Source organism: Mycobacterium sp. NGS67, assembly GCF_059812185.1.
In genome coordinates, this window is record NZ_JCALCF010000011.1 from 55,097 (window position 1) to 71,786 (window position 16,690).

General features: G+C 69.4%; 15 protein-coding genes. 4 read left to right on the forward strand and 11 right to left on the reverse strand.

Features of this window, described 5'->3' with window-relative positions; all coding sequences use genetic code 11:
• Window positions 1-11 precede the first annotated feature (11 nt).
• The 6 genes from cobA to mqo form a co-directional block, all read right to left on the reverse strand.
• Complete coding sequence (gene cobA, locus AC5Y4D_RS12590) at window positions 12-1,229, reverse strand: uroporphyrinogen-III C-methyltransferase (RefSeq protein WP_499990535.1); 1,218 nt, start codon at window positions 1,227-1,229, stop codon at window positions 12-14.
• A complete protein-coding gene (locus tag AC5Y4D_RS12595) occupies window positions 1,226-2,626 on the reverse strand; it encodes a cobyrinic acid a,c-diamide synthase CobB (protein WP_499990536.1) in 1,401 nt (466 codons plus the stop codon). Before AC5Y4D_RS12595 ends, cobA begins: the two co-directional genes overlap by 4 nt.
• A gap of 97 nt (window positions 2,627-2,723) precedes the next feature.
• Window positions 2,724-3,338: a cob(I)yrinic acid a,c-diamide adenosyltransferase gene (gene cobO, locus AC5Y4D_RS12600; RefSeq protein ID WP_500037304.1), complete on the reverse strand. Its 615-nt coding sequence runs from the start codon at window positions 3,336-3,338 to the stop codon at window positions 2,724-2,726.
• 1 nt (window position 3,339) lies between these two features.
• On the reverse strand, window positions 3,340-5,172 hold the full coding sequence (locus AC5Y4D_RS12605) for a magnesium chelatase subunit D family protein (protein ID WP_500037305.1): 1,833 nt from the start codon (window positions 5,170-5,172) through the stop codon (window positions 3,340-3,342).
• Window positions 5,169-5,633, reverse strand: a complete 465-nt coding sequence (locus AC5Y4D_RS12610) for a GNAT family N-acetyltransferase (protein WP_499990539.1) — start codon at window positions 5,631-5,633, stop codon at window positions 5,169-5,171. The genes AC5Y4D_RS12605 and AC5Y4D_RS12610 overlap by 4 nt, the downstream gene beginning before the upstream one ends.
• Window positions 5,630-7,111: a malate dehydrogenase (quinone) gene (gene mqo / locus AC5Y4D_RS12615; protein ID WP_500037306.1), complete on the reverse strand. Its 1,482-nt coding sequence runs from the start codon at window positions 7,109-7,111 to the stop codon at window positions 5,630-5,632. Before mqo ends, AC5Y4D_RS12610 begins: the two co-directional genes overlap by 4 nt.
• A gap of 115 nt (window positions 7,112-7,226) precedes the next feature.
• Between mqo and AC5Y4D_RS12620 the strand changes: the two genes are divergently transcribed.
• A complete protein-coding gene (locus AC5Y4D_RS12620) occupies window positions 7,227-8,225 on the forward strand; it encodes an alpha/beta hydrolase (protein WP_500037307.1) in 999 nt (332 codons plus the stop codon).
• A gap of 7 nt (window positions 8,226-8,232) precedes the next feature.
• Complete coding sequence (gene mtr / locus AC5Y4D_RS12625; RefSeq protein WP_499990543.1) at window positions 8,233-9,633, forward strand: mycothione reductase; 1,401 nt, start codon at window positions 8,233-8,235, stop codon at window positions 9,631-9,633.
• On the opposite strand, the gene AC5Y4D_RS12630 is transcribed toward mtr, so the two are convergent.
• Window positions 9,611-10,156: a Fur family transcriptional regulator gene (locus tag AC5Y4D_RS12630; protein ID WP_499942192.1), complete on the reverse strand. Its 546-nt coding sequence runs from the start codon at window positions 10,154-10,156 to the stop codon at window positions 9,611-9,613. The two genes, mtr and AC5Y4D_RS12630, sit on opposite strands and share 23 nt — an antisense overlap.
• A gap of 112 nt (window positions 10,157-10,268) precedes the next feature.
• Here AC5Y4D_RS12630 and AC5Y4D_RS12635 point away from each other — a divergent pair, with 112 nt between their 5' ends.
• Together AC5Y4D_RS12635 and AC5Y4D_RS12640 are read left to right on the forward strand one after the other, a co-directional pair.
• Window positions 10,269-11,384 (forward strand): alkaline phosphatase family protein, encoded by a 1,116-nt coding sequence (locus tag AC5Y4D_RS12635; protein WP_499990545.1) that lies wholly within the window; start codon window positions 10,269-10,271, stop codon window positions 11,382-11,384.
• Between the two features lie 119 nt (window positions 11,385-11,503).
• Window positions 11,504-12,454 (forward strand): PPE family protein, encoded by a 951-nt coding sequence (locus AC5Y4D_RS12640; RefSeq protein WP_499990546.1) that lies wholly within the window; start codon window positions 11,504-11,506, stop codon window positions 12,452-12,454.
• Window positions 12,455-12,459: 5 nt separating this feature from the next.
• Here AC5Y4D_RS12640 and AC5Y4D_RS12645 read toward each other — a convergent pair whose 3' ends face one another.
• Genes AC5Y4D_RS12645 through AC5Y4D_RS12660 form a run of 4 tightly spaced genes read right to left on the reverse strand, consistent with a single transcriptional unit; the run spans window position 12,460 to window position 16,667 of the window.
• Window positions 12,460-13,236, reverse strand: a complete 777-nt coding sequence (locus AC5Y4D_RS12645; protein WP_499990547.1) for a 3-oxoacyl-ACP reductase — start codon at window positions 13,234-13,236, stop codon at window positions 12,460-12,462.
• Complete coding sequence (locus AC5Y4D_RS12650) at window positions 13,236-14,600, reverse strand: aldehyde dehydrogenase family protein (protein ID WP_499990548.1); 1,365 nt, start codon at window positions 14,598-14,600, stop codon at window positions 13,236-13,238. The genes AC5Y4D_RS12645 and AC5Y4D_RS12650 overlap by 1 nt, the downstream gene beginning before the upstream one ends.
• Window positions 14,597-15,340: a gamma-glutamyl-gamma-aminobutyrate hydrolase family protein gene (locus AC5Y4D_RS12655; protein ID WP_499990596.1), complete on the reverse strand. Its 744-nt coding sequence runs from the start codon at window positions 15,338-15,340 to the stop codon at window positions 14,597-14,599. The genes AC5Y4D_RS12650 and AC5Y4D_RS12655 overlap by 4 nt, the downstream gene beginning before the upstream one ends.
• Complete coding sequence (locus tag AC5Y4D_RS12660) at window positions 15,306-16,667, reverse strand: glutamine synthetase family protein (RefSeq protein ID WP_499990549.1); 1,362 nt, start codon at window positions 16,665-16,667, stop codon at window positions 15,306-15,308. The genes AC5Y4D_RS12655 and AC5Y4D_RS12660 overlap by 35 nt, the downstream gene beginning before the upstream one ends.
• Window positions 16,668-16,690 lie beyond the last annotated feature (23 nt).

Sequence of the window (16,690 nt, forward strand, 5' to 3'; positions counted from 1 at the left end):
TTACAGTAATCTTAAGATTTGTTTAAAGCGTAAGGCCCACTCAGCCCCGCCACGGGCCCGATTACGACGATCGCGGGAGGTCGGATTCCCTCCGCGCGGACCTTCGTCGGCGTGTCCGCCAGGGTCGCCCGCAACGTGTGCTGAGCGGCCGTCGTGCCGTGTTGCACCACCAGGACCGGAGTATCCGCAGGTCGGCCGCCTTTGAGCAGCGCGGCGACGAAGAGTTCGATCCGTTCGACGGCCATCAGCAAAACAATGGTGCCGGTCAAGGCTGCCAAAGCGTCCCAATTCACTAACGATTCGGGATGATCCGGCGCCAGATGGCCGCTGACCACCACGAATTCGTGATTCGTGGCCCGATGGGTGACCGGAACACCCGCCATCGCAGGAACTGCTATGGCACTTGTCACACCTGGCACGACGGTCACCGGAATGCCCGCTTCGGCGCACGCCAGCACTTCCTCGTAACCGCGTGCGAACACGAACGGATCGCCGCCCTTGAGCCGGACCACGAACTTGCCGGCCCGGGCGCGTTCGATCAGGACGGCGTTGATCGCATCCTGGGCCATGGCGCGGCCGTACGGAATTTTCGCCGCGTCGATCACCTCGACGTGGGGGGCCAGCTCGGCCAGCAGCTCTGGCGGTGCGAGCCGGTCGGTGACCACGACGTCGGCCTGGGCCAGCAGCCGACGCCCCCGCACGGTGATCAGTTCGGGATCGCCGGGGCCGCCGCCGACCAGGGCCACCCCACCGCGAACGACGTCGGAGCTCTCCGCGGTGATGAGGCCCTGCTGGAGTGCCTCCCGGATCGCCGACCGGATGGCCGCCGACCGGCGGTGTTCGCCGCCGGCCAGCACACCCACCGACAGACCCGCGTACTCGAACGACGCGGGGGTGACCGCGGTGCCTTCGACGGCGGCGTCGGCGCGCACACAGAAGATCCGGTACCGTTCGGCTTCGGCGGCGACGGCCGCGTTCACCTGCGGATCGTTGGTGGCGGCCAGGGCGTACCAGGCGCCGGCCAGGTCACCGTCGCGGTATTCCCGGACCGTGAGGGTGATGCCGTCCATCGCCTCGACGGAGCGGGTGGCGCTGCGGGAGATGACGTGGACGTCGGCCCCGCTGGCGATGAGCAACGGTAGCCGTCGTTGGGCCACGCTGCCCCCGCCGATGACGACGACCTTCCTGCCGGTCAGTCGCAGTCCCACCAGGTAGGGGCTCTCGGTCACCGGGCAAGCCTAGTGCTGGACACCGTCGCACCGCAGGCCGTGGCGTGCGCGACGAAACGCGCCACCGCTTCGGGCGTGGCCGCGGCGTGGGTGTGCAGGTAAGACGCGTGCACCCCGAGGTGTACCGCGCCCTCACGCACCGTGCCGGAGTCCTGCCGGTACGCCCACGCAGGCTGGTAACCGCTGGTGAAAGTGATTGCGGTCCGGTGGAATTCGTGCCCGGTCACCCTCTCACCGGCGGCGTACACCGACGAGTCGGCCACCGCGACGGCGTCACGGTAGGCCAGGGTGAGGCGCTGGGTGAAGCGCGCCGACCCGTTCAGCACCCCGCACATCGGGTGTCCGTCGACGTCGGACACCAGGTAGATCAGGCCCGCGCATTCGGCGTGGATCGGCGCCCCGGCGACGGCCAGGTCGCGGATCTGACGGCGCACGTCGTGGTTGGCCGACAGTTCGGCGGCGAACTGCTCGGGGAACCCGCCCGGTAACAGCACCGCGTTCGCACCGTCGGGCAGGGATTCGCTCAACGGGTCGAACTCGACGACGTCGGCGCCGGCGGCACGCAGCAGCTCCGCGTGTTCGGGGTAGCCGAAGGTGAACGCCTTGCCCGCCGCCAGGGCGACCACAGCTTTGCGGGGCCGGTCGCTCTGGACACTGCGTTCCACCGCGGCCGCCGGGTCCCACGCCGCGTCCTCGACGCGGCTGCCCGCGGTCGCCAGCACCCCGGCCAGGTCGACCTGACGGGCCACCAGATCCGTCATGGCCGCCACCGCCTCGCGCGCGTGCCGACCGTACTCCACGGCGGTCACCAAGCCGAGATACCTTGACGGAAGCTCCAATTCGGCCGTGCGGGGAATCACCCCCAGTACCGGGACACCGGCATGCTCGCACGCCTGCCGCAGCACCTGCTCGTGCCGGGCGGTACCGACGCGGTTGAGAATGACGCCGCGGACCCGGGTTTGGGCGTCGAACGTCGAAAAGCCATGCAGCAGAGCGGCGATGCTCTGACTCTGCCCGCGCGCGTCGACAACCATGATCACCGGCGCCTGTAGCAGTCCCGCGACGTGCGCGGTGGAGCCCACCGCCGGGCCCGTCACCGATTCGCCGATGCGCCCGTCGAACAGGCCCATGACCCCTTCGATCACCGCGATGTCGGCGCCGCGGGCGCCGTGCCGGAACAGCGGGCCGATGAGGCGCTCCCCCACGAGCACCGGATCCAGGTTGCGGCCGGGGCGCGCCGCGGCCAGCGCGTGGTAGCCGGGGTCGATAAAGTCCGGCCCGACCTTGAACGGGGCCACCCGGTGCCCCGCCCGGCGCAATGCGCCGATCAAACCCGTTGCGACCGTGGTCTTTCCGCTACCGGAAGCCGGCGCGGCAATCACCACGGCGGGTGTCACCGGAGCCACCTGCGCCGCGAGCGTGCAGACAATGACGCGTGGCGCGGCGTGTCGGCGTACGACTGTGCACGCTCGCCGACCAGCGGGGCGGGTGCAGCTACCACTCGATGCCCTTCTGGCCTTTGCGCCCGGCGTCCATCGGGTGCTTCACCTTCGTCATCTCGGTCACCAGGTCGGCGGCCTCGATCAGCGCCGGCGGCGCGTCGCGCCCGGTGATCACCACATGCTGGTGACCGGGTCGCGCCAGCAGGGTCGCCACCACGTCGTCGACGTCCACCCAGCCCCATTTGAGGGGGTAGGTGAACTCGTCGAGGACATAGAAGTCGTGAAGCTGGGCGGCCAACCGCTGCTTGATCTCGGCCCACCCGTCCGCCGCGGTCGCCGCGTGATCGACGGCGCTGCCGGGCTTGCGCGACCAGGACCAGCCGGCGCCCATCTTGTGCCATTCCACCGCGCCGCCGACGCCCTGCTCGTCGTGCAGCTGACCGAGCCGGCGAAAGGCCGACTCCTCGCCCACTTTCCATTTCGCGCTCTTGACGAACTGGAACACCGCGATGTCCAGGCCGACGTTCCAGGCCCGCAACGCCATGCCGAACGCGGCGGTCGATTTCCCTTTTCCGGCACCGGTGTGCACGGCCAGTACCGGGGTGTTGCGTCGGGCCCTGGTGGTCAGCCCATCGGCGGGGACCTCGGCTGGAATCCCTTGTGGCATATCAGGCCACGCTACGGACTGCTCGGGTCAACTGGTCGGCGTGCAAGTGCTCGAGCCGGATGGCCGGCGCACCCAGTTGTCGGGCGAGCTCACCGGCCAATCCCAGCCGCACATAAGACGTCTCGCAGTCCACCACCACCGCGGCCACACCCTCGGCGCGCAGACGGCCCGCCGCAATCCGGCTGCGGCCCAACGGGTCCGGGCCGGCAGTGGCACGCCCGTCGGTCAGCACCACGATGAGCGGACGCCGGGCCCGGTCGCGCACTTTCTCCCGCATGACCAGCGCACGGGCGGCCAACAGACCCTCGGCCAGCGGGGTCTTGCCGCCGGTGTCGAACCGGGCCAACCGGCGTCCGGCGATGTGCGCCGAGGACGTGGGCGGCAGCAACACCTGCGCTGTCAGCTGACGGAACGTGATGACCGCGACCTTGTCGCGCCGCTGATAGGCATCGCGCAGCAGCGAAAGGGTGGCGCCACCGACCGCCGCCATCCGATCCCGCGCGGCCATCGACCCGGACGCGTCGACCACGAAGATCACCAGGTTGCTCTCGCGTCCCTCGCGCACCGCACGGCGAATGTCGTTGGGCCGCAACCGCAACCGTCCGCGGCCGGATGCCTGCTCGGCCGCGGACAGCACGGTGGCGAACAAATGCAGGCCGTGCGCGTCGGGCACCGACGGATCCGCGGCCGCCACCACGCTCCCCGAGGCATTGCGGGCGCGCGAACGCCGTCCCGGAGCGCCCTCGCCCACTCCCGGCACCGTCAACGCCCTGGTGCGGAAGACCCTCGACGGCGGTGCGCTGGGCCGCGGTGGCGGGGGTGCGGGTCCCGGCGCCGATTGCGGCTCTGGGTCACCGGGCGACGCACCCCCGCCGGGCGGATCGGGGTCCGGCTGCGGATCGCCTTGCGATTCGGCGGCTTTGGCGAGTGCCTCGTCGAGCTGCTGGCGGTCGATGCCGTGGTCGTCGAACGGGTCGCGCCGGCGCCGATGCGGCAACGCCAGTTCGGCGGCAACCCGAATGTCCTGTTCAGCCACCGTGTCCCCGCCCCGCCAGGCCGCGTGCGCGACCGCGGTGCGGGCCACCACCAGGTCAGCCCGCATGCCGTCGACGTCGAACGCCGCACACAGCGCCGCGATTCTGCGTAACTCGCCGTCCGGCAACACCACGTCGTCGACGATCGCGCGGGCGGCCGCGATGCGCCGGGCCAGCTCGGCGTCGGTATCGGCGTAGCGTTGCGCGAACGCGTCCGGGTCCGCCTCGTACGCCATCCGCTGGCGGATCACCTGCACCCGCACGTCGACGTCGCGCGACGCCTGCACGTCGACGGTGAGCCCGAAGCGGTCCAGCAGCTGCGGACGCAGTTCGCCCTCTTCGGGATTCATCGTGCCGATCAGTACGAACCGGGCCTCGTGCGAATGGGATATGCCGTCGCGTTCGACGTGGACGCGGCCCATCGCCGCGGCGTCGAGCAGGATGTCGACCAGATGATCGTGCAGCAGGTTCACCTCGTCGACGTAGAGCACGCCGCCGTCGGCCCGGGCCAGCAGGCCGGGCGCGAACGCGTGCTCGCCGTCGCGCAGCACCCGCTGCAGATCCAACGAGCCCACCACCCGGTCTTCGGTTGCACCCAAAGGCATCTCGACCAGACCGGCGCCCTCCTTGCCGGTCGCCGCCGACAGCAAGCCGGCCAGGCCCCGCACGGCGGTCGACTTCGCGGTGCCTTTCTCGCCGCGGATCAGCGCGCCGCCGATCTGCGGGCGCACCGCGCACAGCAGCAACGCGAGTCGCAGTTGGTCCTGTCCGACGATGGCGCTGAACGGGTAGGGCTTCACCGCTGCGCCCCCGACCCGGGTCTGAGCATCGGCACGTGCGGGATGCCGCCGTCGATGAATTCGTCTCCGTCCCGGACGAACCCGTGTTTGGTCCACATGTCCGTCAAGTATGTCTGTGCGTCGATCCGGCACGGAAAGTCGCCCACCTCGGCCAGCGCGGCGCGCAGCAGCCGGGTGGTATGGCCCTGGCCGCGGGCGCTGCGCTTGGTACACAACCGGCCGAGTCGGAACCCCTTCTCGCCGCCGGGATGTTCCTCCATCAGCCGCAACGTGCAGATCACCTCGCCCTGCGGGGATTCCAGCCAGAAGTGCCGGGTCTCGGCAAGAAGATCGCGTCCGTCCAGTTCCGGATACGGGCAGGCCTGCTCGACCACGAAAACCTCCACCCGCAGTTTCAGGAGCTCGTAAAGAGTTTGTGCGTCAAGGTCTTTGGACCAGACTCGGCGCAGCGCTTCGGTCATGCGGCTTCCAACTGTAGAGTCCGGGCGGTCCAGGAACGCAGCTCGTCGTACAGCATGGGCTCGTCGGACAGCTTGGCGCCCAGGGACGGCACCATCTCCTTGAGCTTGGGCAGCCAGGACTGATAGCGGTTGGCGAAGCAGTCTCTCAAGACGTCCAGCATGATCGGGACCGCGGTGGAAGCACCGGGGGAACCGCCCAGCAGGCCGATGATGCTGCCGTCGGCGGCACCGACCAGGGCGGTGCCGAATTCCAGCACCCCTCTGCCGCGGCTGTCGCGCCGGATGACCTGCACCCGCTGGCCCGCCACCGTCAGTTCCCAGTCCGAATCTCTTGCGCTGGGCGCGAATTCGCGCAGCACACGGAGCCGTTCGGCTCTGGTGAGTCGCAGCTGGCCGAGCAGGTAGCTGAGCATGGTCGTCTCTGTGACGCCGACGCCCAGCACCGACATCAGGTTGCCGCGCCGGATGGACCGGGGCAGGTCGCTGATGTGGCCGTGTTTGGAGAACTTCGGCGACCAGCCGGCGTAGGGGCCGAAGACCAGCCACGACTTGCCCTGCACGTAGCGGAGATCGAGGTGGAGCGCGCCCAGCGGCGGGGCGCCCGGGGACGGAACGCCGTACACCTTGGCGCGGTGGGCCGCGGTCAGGGCCGGGTTTGCCGCGCGAAGGAACCGGCCGCCGATTGGGAAGCCGGCGAAACCCTTGATCTCCTTGATGCCTGACTTCTGCAACAACGGCAGCGCGTCGCCGCCGGCGCCGACGAAGACGAACTTGGCGTCGAGCTTTTGCTGTCGGCCGGTGCGGCGGTCGGCGACGGTGAGCGTCCAGCCGCCGTCGGGCTGCCGGGACAGCGCGCGGACCCGGTGCCCGAACAGCACGGTGGCGCCGCTGCGCACGCAGTAGCCGATCAGCTGCCGGGACAGGGCGCCGAAGTCGACGTCGGTGCCGTCGGCGGACCAGTTGAGGGCGACGGGTTCGGAGAAGTCACGCCCGTCGGCCATCAACGGCAGCCGGCGTGCGAACTCGTCGGGGTCGTCGATCAGCTCGGTCGCGGCGAACAACGGGTTGTGCGCCAACGCCTCGCGGCGGCGCCGCAGATAGTCGACCCCGGCCGCACCGCGGACGAAACTCACGTGCGGGACCGAGTTCAGGAAGCCGCGCACGTCGGCCAGGATGCCGTTTTCGGCTGCGTACGCCCAGAACTGGCGCGTGACTTGGAACTGCTCGTTGACCCGCACCGCTTTGCTGATGTCGATCGTGCCGTCGGGCCGCTGCGGGGTGTAGTTCATCTCGCACAGCCCGGCGTGGCCGGTGCCGGCGTTGTTCCACGGGCTGCTGCTCTCGGCGCCGACCCCGTCCAGGCTTTCGACCACCGTGATCGACCAATCCGGCTCGAGCCGACGCAGCATCGCGGCCAGGGTGGCACTCATGATTCCGGCACCCACCAGCACGACGTCGGTTCTGAGTCGTTCTGACACCGGATCGATGACCCTTCCTCTGGCTATGCCGGTCCCAGATTATCCCGACACGTGACGCCAAGTGCCTGGCCACCAATGTGGGCGGCCCGGCGACGCCTTCTTTAAGCTGGCCATCGTGACTGGCTGGGTGCCCGACGTCCTGCCCGGCTACTGGCAGCACTCGATCCCGCTCGGGCCCGACCCCGACGGGGAGGGCGATATCGTCGCCACCCTGATCCGGCGCGGGGAGATGGCGCCGGCCGCTCACGCCGTACTGGCGGTGCACGGCTACACGGACTATTTCTTCAACACCGCGCTGGCCGATCACTTCGCCGACCGCGGGTTGGCGTTCTATGCACTGGACCTGCGCAAGTGCGGGCGCTCGCATCGGCCGGAACAGACCCCGCACTTCACCACCAACCTCGCCCAGTACAACACCGAACTAGACCGGGCGCTGGACCTGATTCGCCGGGATTGCCAGGACGTGTTGATGTACGGGCATTCGGCGGGCGGCCTGATCGTGTCGTTGTGGCTGGACCGCCTGCGCCGCGCCGACGCTTCGGCCGGCATCCGCGGCCTGGTGCTCAACAGCCCGTTTTTGGATTTGCACGGTCCGGCAATCCTGCGACTGGGCCTGACGTCGGCCACCATCGCGGCGTTGTCGCGCATGCGCAGCAAGGCCGTGGCCCGGGCCAGCGGCGCCGGGGGCTACGGCTCCAGCCTGCACCGCGACTACCACGGCGAGTTCGACTACAACCTGCAGTGGAAACCGTTGGGCGGCTTCCCCGTTACCTTCGGGTGGTTGCACGCCGTGCGCCGCGGTCAGGCGCGGCTGCATCGTGGACTCGATGTCGGTGTGCCCAACCTGATCCTGCGCTCGGATCACACCGTTGCCGAAGACGCCGGACCGCAGGCGCTGCAACGCGGTGACGCCGTCCTCGACGTCGCGCAGATCGCCCGGTGGGCCGAGTGCATCGGCAACCGCAGCACCATCATCCCGGTACCGGACGCCAAGCACGACGTGTTCCTGTCGCTGGAACAGCCGCGCCGGCTGGCCTACCGCCACCTCGACCGGTGGCTCGACGATCATCTGTGCACACCCGACGTGTCGACACCGGAGAATGGGAAAGGCTGACGGCTGAATGGAAAGCTACGACCTCGCGATCATCGGAACCGGTTCGGGCAACACAATTCTCGACGAACGGTATGCGAGCAAGCGGGTGGCGATCTGCGAACAGGGCACCTTCGGCGGTACCTGCCTGAACGTCGGCTGCATCCCGACCAAGATGTTCGTCTACGCCGCCGAGGTCGCCCAGGCCGTCCGGGAGGCCGCGAAATACGGCATCGACGCACACGTCGACGGGGTGCGCTGGGACGACATCGTCTCGCGGGTCTTCGGGCGTATCGATCCGATCGCGAACAGCGGTGAGGCCTACCGGCGCTCGCTGCCCAACGTCGAGGTCTACGGCCAGCACACCCGCTTCGGCCCGGTGCAGGACGACGGCCGCTATCTGTTGCGCACCGAAGCCGGTGCGGAATTCACCGCCGAGCAGGTGGTGATCGCGGCGGGCTCGCGACCGACCGTCCCGCCGGCCATCCGCGACAGCGGCGCGACGTACCACACCAGTGACACGATCATGCGGATCCCCACCCTGCCCGAACATCTGGTGATCGCCGGAAGTGGTTATGTGGCAGCCGAATTCGCGCACATCTTCGCCACGATGGGGGTCCAGGTCACCGTCGTCCTGCGCGGCGGCACCATGCTCAGGCACGCCGACGAGGCGATCAGCGAACAGTTCACCCGGCTCGTGGCCAGCAAGTGGGAGCTGCGCGCCCAGCGCAACATCGTCGGCGTCGAAGACCGGGACGACGGGGTCACCGTCGAGCTGGACGACGGGAGCACCATCGAAGCCGGCGCGCTGCTGGTGGCCACCGGTCGGGTGTCCAACGCCGACCTGCTGGACGCCGAACAAGCCGGAGTGCGGCTCGAACACGGCCGAGTGGTGGTCGATTGCTACCAAAGAACCTCGGCGCGTAACGTTTTCGCGCTCGGTGATGTTTCTTCGCCCCACCAGCTCAAGCATGTCGCCAACCACGAAGCGCGGGTGGTGCAGCGCAACCTGCTGTGCGACTGGGACGACACCGCGTCGATGACGCTCACCGATCACCGATTCGTTCCGTCGGCGGTGTTCACCGATCCGCAGCTGGCCAGTGTGGGCTTGACCGAAAACCAGGCTCTGGCAGAGGGATACGACATCTCGGTCAAGATCCAGGAGTACGGCGACGTCGCCTACGGATGGGCGATGGAAGACACCACCAGCATCGTCAAGCTGATCGCCGACCGCGGCACCGGGCTGCTGCTGGGAGCGCACTTCATGGGATATCAGGCTTCGGCACTGATCCAGCCGTTGATTCAGGGAATGACCTTCGGGCTCACCGTCGGGCAGATGGCCCGCGGCCAGTACTGGATCCACCCGGCGCTGCCGGAGGTGGTGGAGAACGCGCTACTGGGACTGGACGTCAGCGACGCCGCGTCCGGGTGACCTGCCGGCCGGTGGGCCGCGGGTCGGTCGGATCACTCTCCCCCGCAAGATGGTCCTGCACGCTGTCCTGGCAAGCCGGACACAAGCCGCGCAACGTCAGACCGGCCTGCTCCGACAACGCGAACCGGCTGGCCGCCATCGCGTGCGCGAGCGCCGAACTGAGTTCGGGCGCGGGCACTTCGATGACCGCGTCGCACTTGGTGCACACCGCGTGGTGGTGCGGTGTGGTGGCCATGCCGTAGGTGGTGACGCCGTCGTCCATGGTCAGCCCGTGCAGGACGCCCTGATCGACCAGGGTGGTCACCGTACGGTAGATGGTGGCGAGATCGGGGGGCTGAATGCCCGCGGGCAGGCAGGCGGGCAGCCGGTTGTGGATCTCTGCCACCGACAGGTGTCCGCGGACGGGTTCGAGCACCGCGAGCACCTGGATCCGCGACGCCATCCGCCGCAACCCGCGCGCACGCAGCAGCGCGCCGATCCGTTCGGTGACCGCTGGGTCCAACCCTTCCGCTTGGGTCGTCACCCCCTCAGTGTCGCGTCCCGGACCGGTGATTGCCAACGCGGGGGTCACCGGCGCGTCGCCTGCTGACAGCACCTCGGCTCGCGCACAGCTGATTTCGTGCCACACTGACCGCGTGCCCGGTTCGATCTGCGACGTGCTGCCCAGCGTCGCGGCATTGTTCGGGGCACCGGACGCGACGGACACGCTGGCGCTGGCCGACTCGCTCGGCGTCCCTGAGCGCGTCTGCGTGGTGCTGGTCGACGGGATGGGCTGGGAGCTGTTGCCGGACCTGGCCGACGACGCGCCGCTGCTGGCCTCGGTGCTCGCCGGCGGCACCGGGCGGCTGCGACGCCTGGACTGCACCTTCCCGTCCACCACGCCGACCAGCCTGGTGTCGCTGGGCACCGGCGCACCGCCCGGCCGGCATGGCGTGCTGGGTTTCACCGTCAACGTGCCCGGCACCGACCGGGTGCTCAGCCACATCCGGTGGCGCGACGACCCACCGCACCAGCAATGGCAGCCGCTGCCGACGTGGTTCGAGCGGCTGACGCGGGCCGGGGTCAGCGCGCGCGCCGTGCTGCCGGAGTGGTTCCTGGGCAGCGGTCTGACAGCGGCGGCCTACCGGGGCGCGCAGTTCGTGGGGACGCGCTCCGATGGCGACTACGCGGCACGGGTAGCCGAAGAGCTACGCGCGGGCCCGGGTCTGGTCTACGGGTACACCGCCGACCTGGACACCGCCGCGCACGTGTTCGGGGTCGGGTCGGCCGAGTGGCACGAGGCCGCGGCCGGGGTGGACGCCCTGCTCACCCGGGTGGTCGAGTCGCTGCCCGACGATGCCGCGCTGCTGGTGACCGCCGACCACGGCGGCCTCAACGTCCCGCCGGACGCCCGCGTCGACATGGCCGCCGATCCCCGGCTGGCGGCGGGTGTGCGGGTGGTGGCCGGTGAGCCGCGGGTGCGCTACCTGCACACCGAACCGGGCGCCGCCGAAGACGTGCTGGCCATCTGGACCGATGTGCTGGCCGGTCAAGCAGAAGTGCGCAGCCGGGACGACGCCGTCGCGTCGGGGATCTTCGGCCCGGTCAGCGCCGAACACCTACCCAGGATCGGCGATGTCGTCGTCGTCTGCACCGGCGAGTCCGCGATTCTGGCGAGCGGTCACGAACCTCCCGAAACGGCTAGCCTCGTCGGGTTCCACGGCGCGGCGACCACGGCGGAAATGGCGATTCCGCTGATAGAGCTGTTCTAGTCGAACTCAAATTATTTTCGTGTGGCTGACCTAAATTGGTCGCGATAGGTTGGGAAGGTGGATCTCCGCGTCGCGCGCGTCTCCCGACGGTCGCGGCCGACTGCTGGGGAGAGGTAGCCGTGGATTACGGGGCGATTCCGCCGGAGGTCAACTCGGCGCGGCTGTATTGCGGTCCTGGTCCGGGATCGCTGTTGGCCGCCGCGACGGCGTGGAACCGGTTGGCGGACGGGTTGGACGAAGCGGCGGACGGCTTCCGCTCGGTGACGACGCGGCTGACCTCTGGATGGCAGGGTCACGCGGCGATCGCGATGACCCAATCCGCGGTGCCGTACCTGGGGTGGCTGGCCGCCGCGGCCGCCACGGGCGAGCAGGCGGCGGCGCATGCGATGGCGGCCGCGAGCGCCTACGAAGATGCGCGTGCCGCGGTGGTGCCTCCCGCGGTGATCGCGGCCAACCGTTCCCAACGCAGGTCGGTGGCTGACGGGAATCCGCTGGGTCAGGACACCGAGACGATCGCTGCCATGGACGCCGACTACGAACAGATGTGGGCCCAGGACGTTGCGGCGATGTACAGCTACGCCGACGCTGCTGCCACGGCGGCCCGGGTCACGCCGTTCACGTCGGCGCCGCTGGCGGTCGCTCTGCCGGCCCAACAAAGCGTGGCCGGCGACCCGGAAGTCGTGACCGCCGGATCGCAATTGATCGCCGCTCTCCCGCAGGTGCTGCAGTCTCTCGCGTCGTCGCCGTCGGCGGCATTCGACGCGGCGTTGCTGTCGGTGTCGGCGTCGCTGGCGCGGCTGGGTTCGTTGCGGGCGCCGGTCAAGTTCCCGATGCACCTGCTGAACTTTTTGGGCAGAGGATCCGGTCCGGTCGGGCGCAAACCGGCGGCCGGCCGAACGACGGTGACCGCGCGCTGGGGCGGTGGCCGAAGGGTGGGCCGTCTGTCGGTGCCCTCGGCTTGGAGCGACATCGAACCGCCGAGCCCGGTCAGCGTCGATTTCCGCGCTTCGGCGCGGCGACTGCGGACGATCGGCGGGCGGGCAGTCTGCGCGAGGCTCGTCTACTCCTGACGCCGCTACAGCGGTGTCACGTAGGCCGAGCTGATGCCGCCGTCGACCAGGAATGTGGACGCCGTGATGAACGACGCGTCGTCGCTGGCCAAAAACGCCACGGCGGCGGCGATTTCGTCCGGCTCGGCGAATCGGCCCAGCGGTACGTGCACCAGACGGCGCGCGGCCCGTTCCGGATCCTTGGCGAAGAGTTCTTGAAGCAGCGGTGTATTGACCGGACCCGGGCACAGGGCGTTGACGCGGATACCCTGCCGCGCGTACTGCACGCCGAGTTCCCGAGACATGGCCAGCACCCCGCCCTTGGAGGCGGTGTAGGAGATCTGCGAAGTGGCCGAACCCAGCACCGCGACAAAGGATGCCGTGTTGATGATGGCGCCCTTCCCGGCCGGCACCATGTGCCGCAACGCCGCCCGACAGCACAGATACACCGACTTGAGGTTGACGTCCTGGACGTGTTGCCAGGCCGCCAGTTCGGTGTTCTCGATCAGGTCGTCCTCCGGCGGTGAGATGCCGGCGTTGTTGAACGCGATGTCGACCGCCCCGCAAGCGTGCCCGGCGGCGTCGAACAGCTTGTGCACCGAGTCTTCGTCGGAAACGTCGACGGGCACGAACAAACCGGAGAGCTGTTCTGCTGCCGCGCCGCCGGCTTCGGTGTCGATGTCACCGATCACGATCTGGGCGCCCTCGGCGTGCATGCGGCGGGCCGCGGCCAGGCCGATGCCGCTACCGCCGCCGGTGATGACGGCCACCCGGCCGGAAAGCCGCTGCGTGAGGTTGATCATCAGCTCTCCTTGATCGCGATGAAGACGTTCTTGGTCTCGGTGAACTGCAGCGGCGCGTCCGGCCCCAACTCACGACCGAGGCCCGACTGTTTGAACCCGCCGAACGGGGTGCTGTAGCGCACCGAGGAATGCGAGTTCACCGACAGGTTGCCCGCTTCCACCGCCCGGGACACGCGCAGCGCGCGGGACAGGTCGTCGGTCCAGATCGACCCGGACAGACCGTATTCGGTGTCGTTGGCCAGTGTCACCGCGTCGTGTTCGTCGTCGAACGCCAACACCGTGACCACCGGCCCGAAGATCTCGTCGGTGACGCTGCGGTCGGTGCGCTGCGGGGTGAGAACCGTTGGCGGGAACCAGAACCCGGGCCCGCGTGGTGCCGTCCCCCGAAAGGCGACGGGCGCGTCGTCGGGCACGTAGGAGGCCACCTTGTCCCGGTGCGCCGCCGAGACCAGCGGGCCCATCTCGGTGTCCCGCGCTCCGGGATCCCCGACCACCACTGCCTGCACGGCCGGCTCCAGCAACTCCATGAACCGGTCGTAGACGCTGCGCTGCACCAGGATCCGGCTGCGGGCGCAGCAATCCTGGCCCGCGTTATCGAAGACTCCGGCCGGCGCCGTCGCGGCCGCGCGCTCCAGGTCGCAGTCGGCGAAGACGATGTTGGCGCTCTTGCCGCCCAGTTCCAGGGTCACCCGCTTCACCGCGGCCGCCGCACCGGCCATCACCTGCTTGCCGACGCCGGTGGACCCGGTGAATGCGACCTTTCGGATCCCGGGATGGGTGACGAAGCGCTCCCCCACCACCGATCCCCGCCCGGGCAGCACCTGCAGCAGGTTCGGGTCCAGCCCGGCCTCGACCGCCAACTCCGCGAGTCGCATCGTGCTCAGCGGTGTCCACTCGGCGGGCTTGACCAGGACCGCGTTGCCCGCGGCCAAGGCCGGCGCGATGCCCCAGGTCGCGATCACCATCGGAAAGTTCCAGGGGGTGATCACCCCGATCACGCCCATCGGCTCGTTGAAGGTGACGTCGAGCCCACCGGCCACCGGAATCTGCTTGCCGCACAGGCGCTCCGGGCTGCCGGCGTAATACTGCAGCACGTCGCGGACGTTGCCGGCCTCCCATTCCGCCGAGCCGATCGGGTGTCCGGAGTTGGCCACTTCGAGGGCGGCGAGTTCGTCGCGGTGGGTGTCGACGACGGCTGCGAAGGCACGCAGGCCGGCGGCCCGCTCGGCCGGGGCCAACTTCGCCCAGCGGCGCTGCGCAGCGTGGGCCCGCCCCACCGCGTCGTCGACGGCAGCGGCGTCGGCGTGCTCGACCGTGCGCAACACCTCTTCGGTGGCCGGGTTGACCACGTCGGTGGCCGTCATAGGCCGGCCCTCGCCGCGTCCACCAGGGCCGTGAACAGCCGCAGATCGTCCAGCGCCTTCTCCGGATGCCATTGCACCGCAAGCGCGAACGCGTCGCCGGGTAGCTCGACGGACTCGACCACGCCGTCGACGTCCCACGCGCCGACCACCAGTCCGTCGCCGACCTTGTCGATGGCCTGATGGTGATAGCACGGCACGTCGGCGGTTTCGCCCAGCAGCGCGGCCGCGCGGGTGCCCGCCACGGTCCGCACCGGCAGCCGGCTGAATATCCCGTTGCCCGCACGATGCCCGGAGTGGCCCAGCACCTCGGGCAGATGTTGGTGCAGGGTGCCGGCGAAGGCGACGTTGAAGATCTGCGCGCCCCGGCAGATGCCGAGCACCGGCAGTCGCCGGTCCAGCGCGGCCCGCAGCAACGCAAACTCCCAGGCGTCGCGGTCGGCACGCGGTTGATCGGTGCTCGGGTGGGGTTGCTGGCCGTAGGTGGCGGGGTCGAGGTCGTAACCGCCGGTGATGACCAGAGCGTCCAGACTGTCGAGCAGCGCCTCGACGGTGTCGCTTCGCACCGGCTGGGGAGGCAACAGCACCGGGACACCGCCGGCCTGCACGACGCCTTCGAAGTAGTCGGACGGCAGATAGGCCGCGGGGATGTCCCAGACCCCGGTGCGTACCTGCTCCCGGTACATGGTCAGGCCCACGACCGGGGGCCTAGAGCCGCTCAAAACCACGCATCCTCTCCCAATCGGTGACCGCCGCGTTGAACGCCGCCAGTTCCACGCGCGCGTTGTTCAGGTAGTGCGCGACCACGTCGTCGCCGAATGCCTGCCGCGCCACCGCCGAATCCCCGAACAGCGCGGCCGCCTCGGCGAGGGTGGACGGTAGCCGCTCGACATCGTCGGCCTGATAGGCGTTTCCGGCGTACGGGTCGCCGAGTTCCAGGCCCTGCTCGACACCGTACAAGCCGCCCGCGATCAGCGCCGCCACCGCGAGGTACTGGTTGACGTCGCCGCCGGGGACGCGGCATTCGACTCGGATATTGCGTTCGTGCCCCACCACCCGCAGCGCGCAGGTGCGGTTGTCCAATCCCCACGCCACCGCGGTCGGGGCGAAGCTGCCGTCGACAAAACGCTTGTAGGAGTTGATGTTCGGCGCATAGAACAAAGTGAGCTCGCGCACCGTGGCCAGCAGCCCGGCGATGAAACCGCGGAACGTCGCCGACATGCCGCGCGGCGCGCCGGGATCGAAGAATGCCGAGGCGCCGTCCGCGTCGCGCAGCGACAGGTGGATGTGACAGCTATTGCCTTCGCGCTCATCGTATTTGGCCATGAACGTCAGGCTCTTGGCGTGTTGGTCGGCGATCTCCTTGGCGCCGTTCTTGTAGACGGCGTGGTTGTCGCAGGTGACCAGCGCCTCCGCGTAGCGGAAGCCGAGTTCCTGCTGGCCGTTGTTGCACTCGCCTTTGATCGCCTCGATCTGCAGACCCGCACCCTGCATGCCCAGCCGGATGTCGCGCAGCAGTGGTTCCATGCGCGAACCGGCCATGATCGCGTAGTCGATGTTGTAGTCGCTGGCCGGCGTCAGGCGGCGGTAGCCGTCGGCCCACGCCTGGCGGTAGGACTGGTCGAACACGATGAACTCCAACTCGGTGGCGGCATCGGCGACCAAGCCACGCCGCTCGAGGCGCTCGAGCTGGCGGCGCAGGATGGCACGCGGCGACTGCACGACCGGGCCGCCGTCCAGCCAGGACAAGTCGGCGATCACCAACGCGGTGGCGGGCAGCCACGGCACCAGCCGCAACGTGGACAGGTCCGGCGTCATCACCATGTCGCCGTAGCCGGTTTCCCAGTTCGACATGGCGTATCCCGCCACGGTGTTGACGTCGACATCCACGGCCAGCAGATAACTGCAGCATTCGGCGCCGTGGCCGGCAACCTCGTCGACGAAGAACCGGCCCGCGACCCGTTTGCCCACCAGCCGGCCCTGCATGTCGGTGAAGGCCACGATGACGGTGTCGACGTCGCCGGCTGCGACCAGTCGTTCCAGGTCGGACGGCGAGAGGTGCCCAGTCATGCCCGCCAGTCAACCACTCTGCC